Origin of the sequence: Marinobacter halodurans, assembly GCF_004327985.1 — a bacterium.
In the GTDB taxonomy this organism is placed as follows: domain Bacteria; phylum Pseudomonadota; class Gammaproteobacteria; order Pseudomonadales; family Oleiphilaceae; genus Marinobacter_A; species Marinobacter_A halodurans.
The window spans coordinates 1-1953 of sequence record NZ_SJDL01000112.1 but is presented as its reverse complement, the minus strand read 5'-3'; the positions used below and the strand labels follow the sequence as shown (position 1 = coordinate 1953).

Here is a 1953-nt window from a genome sequence, read left to right as displayed (position 1 = left end):
GTTTCGCCGTAACCAGCCGGGGCGAGCAATGGCCGAAGCGGACCCGCTGACATTGACCCCGGAGAACCTGCAGCACATGGCCCGCCAGCGCCGGCATCGGCTGGCCAGGGCACTTTCCAGACATTATCGTGTTGCGGAAAACACGGTCCGGGCCTGGTTTGCGCAGTGCCGCCGGCTCGGTGCCGACTCCGAGGCGGCCCTGGTGGAAGGCGCCAGGACCCTGGCCCGACGCGGGCATCAGCACCCGCTTGCCGACCATCAAGAGGAAGCGTTACTGGAGCAATGCGCCGAATGGCCATCGGCGCTGGCCGAACTCGCCAGAATCCCCCTCATGGAAGAGACGGTGACCACATGATCCCGAAATACCAGGAAGAAGGACTGCCGTTCCGACCCAGCTACGCGCCGCTGGACGACCATGGTGATACGCCACCCTGCTGTATGCCGGACGCGTCTATCGAGCTGCGCCGCGAGGATAACACCGGCCAGGTGCTGGCACCGTCCCGGTCGGGCCCTGTTCAAAACCTCGACACGGGCGATTCCGCCACCCCGGAAGTGGACAAGGAAGCCGGCGTCGTCCGCTATGAACACCTCACGCCCGGCGAATATGAGTGGCACTGGCGGCCCGATCCCCTGGGCACCCACCTGATTGGCCTGGATACCGTCAGCGATACCTATCGATTCCAGCCGGGCCAGGCCCTGACCGACACCCCCCTGATCGAAGCCACGCCGGAGGGCCGCCAGGCAACCGCGGTTCACTTGCCGCCGCCGGTGCTCATCAACCTGCGCGACGAACCGGACAAGCACGACATCCTGACGCCGGAGCAACTCGACTACTTCAAGCGCAACGGCAACAACGCCCTGGTGTTCATTCACGGCTATAACGTGCCCCACGGCGACTGGGGACGGTTTTGCAGCCAAGCCGAAGGCGACAGCGCTCCCCTGGCGTGGACCGACACCCCGTCGACCGTCTGGCAGGATGCCGGAGCGCTGAGCCGACAAACCGGCCAGGAGGTCGAGGAGGCCCGGCTCAACGGCAGCGGCGTGCACAACTGGGCCGTCAGCATGGAATACCAGCTCAACCGCGCTGCCGGCTTCGATGGCGAGAACTGGATGGATTACAGCCGCATCATCGCTATCTCCTGGCATGGTGATACCGGCGCGACGGACTTCATGCAGTCGGAGTTCAATGCCATGCAGGCAGGCCGTCGACTGGTGCCCTTGCTGCGACAACTGCGTCAGGCGGGTATCGCCATTAACGTCATCACTCACTCCCTGGGCGCCCGGGTGGGGCTGACCGCGCTCAATATCCTGGGTACCGTCCAACAAACGCCCGCTATCGATAACCTCTTCCTGTGGGAGCCCGCCGTGGCGGACAACGCGCTGACCAACGATCCGGAACGGGATGCCCACCCACTGGGCATGGGCGTCTTCGATAAAGCCCACAAAGCGGCCAGGACGATCGTCGTGCTGCACTCCCGGGGAGACGGCATCCTTGGCAAGGCCGGGTTTGAGGACCTGACCCGGGGCGACGGCGTCGATAACGCCACCGGCTCGGTGGGCGGTGCCTATACCAAGAAGTGGTGGACCTTCCCCTTCTTTCTGGACAACGGGCTGACGCCGCCCATTGAGCGGCTCTATGCCGACTACTTTCCGCTGGTGCATTACCCAAGGCCGAAGCGGGGCCAGATTGATGAACTGCGGGACCGGCTCAATCGCCAAAAGGTCGAGAGCAACTGGCAGCGCCTGGAGGCGGATATACTGACCGAGGCCGAGCGCCTGTTTCCCGAATGCAAAGCGGCGCTCGCTAATTGCGAAGCCCTGCCCACCTACACCCTGTTGGCGCCCCTGGGGCACCAGGCGGTCGTCACCAAGTCCATGGCGCAACGCTACATCCGGCAATTGCGGGCGCTGTCCGAGCTGGACTGGTTTCCGGGACAGGCGCCAAGGCCGGCG

General features: G+C 64.8%; 2 protein-coding genes. Both read left to right on the top strand.

Annotation, left to right across the window (positions count from 1 at the left end; translation table 11 throughout):
- Nucleotides 1-355 (top strand): hypothetical protein (locus tag EZI54_RS23605; protein WP_207389337.1); only part of this gene is annotated, 355 nt, incomplete at its 5' end.
- The coding region (locus tag EZI54_RS23600; RefSeq protein ID WP_165495869.1) for an alpha/beta hydrolase at nucleotides 352-1953 on the top strand (1602 nt) is incomplete at its 3' end. The genes EZI54_RS23605 and EZI54_RS23600, both read left to right, overlap by 4 nt.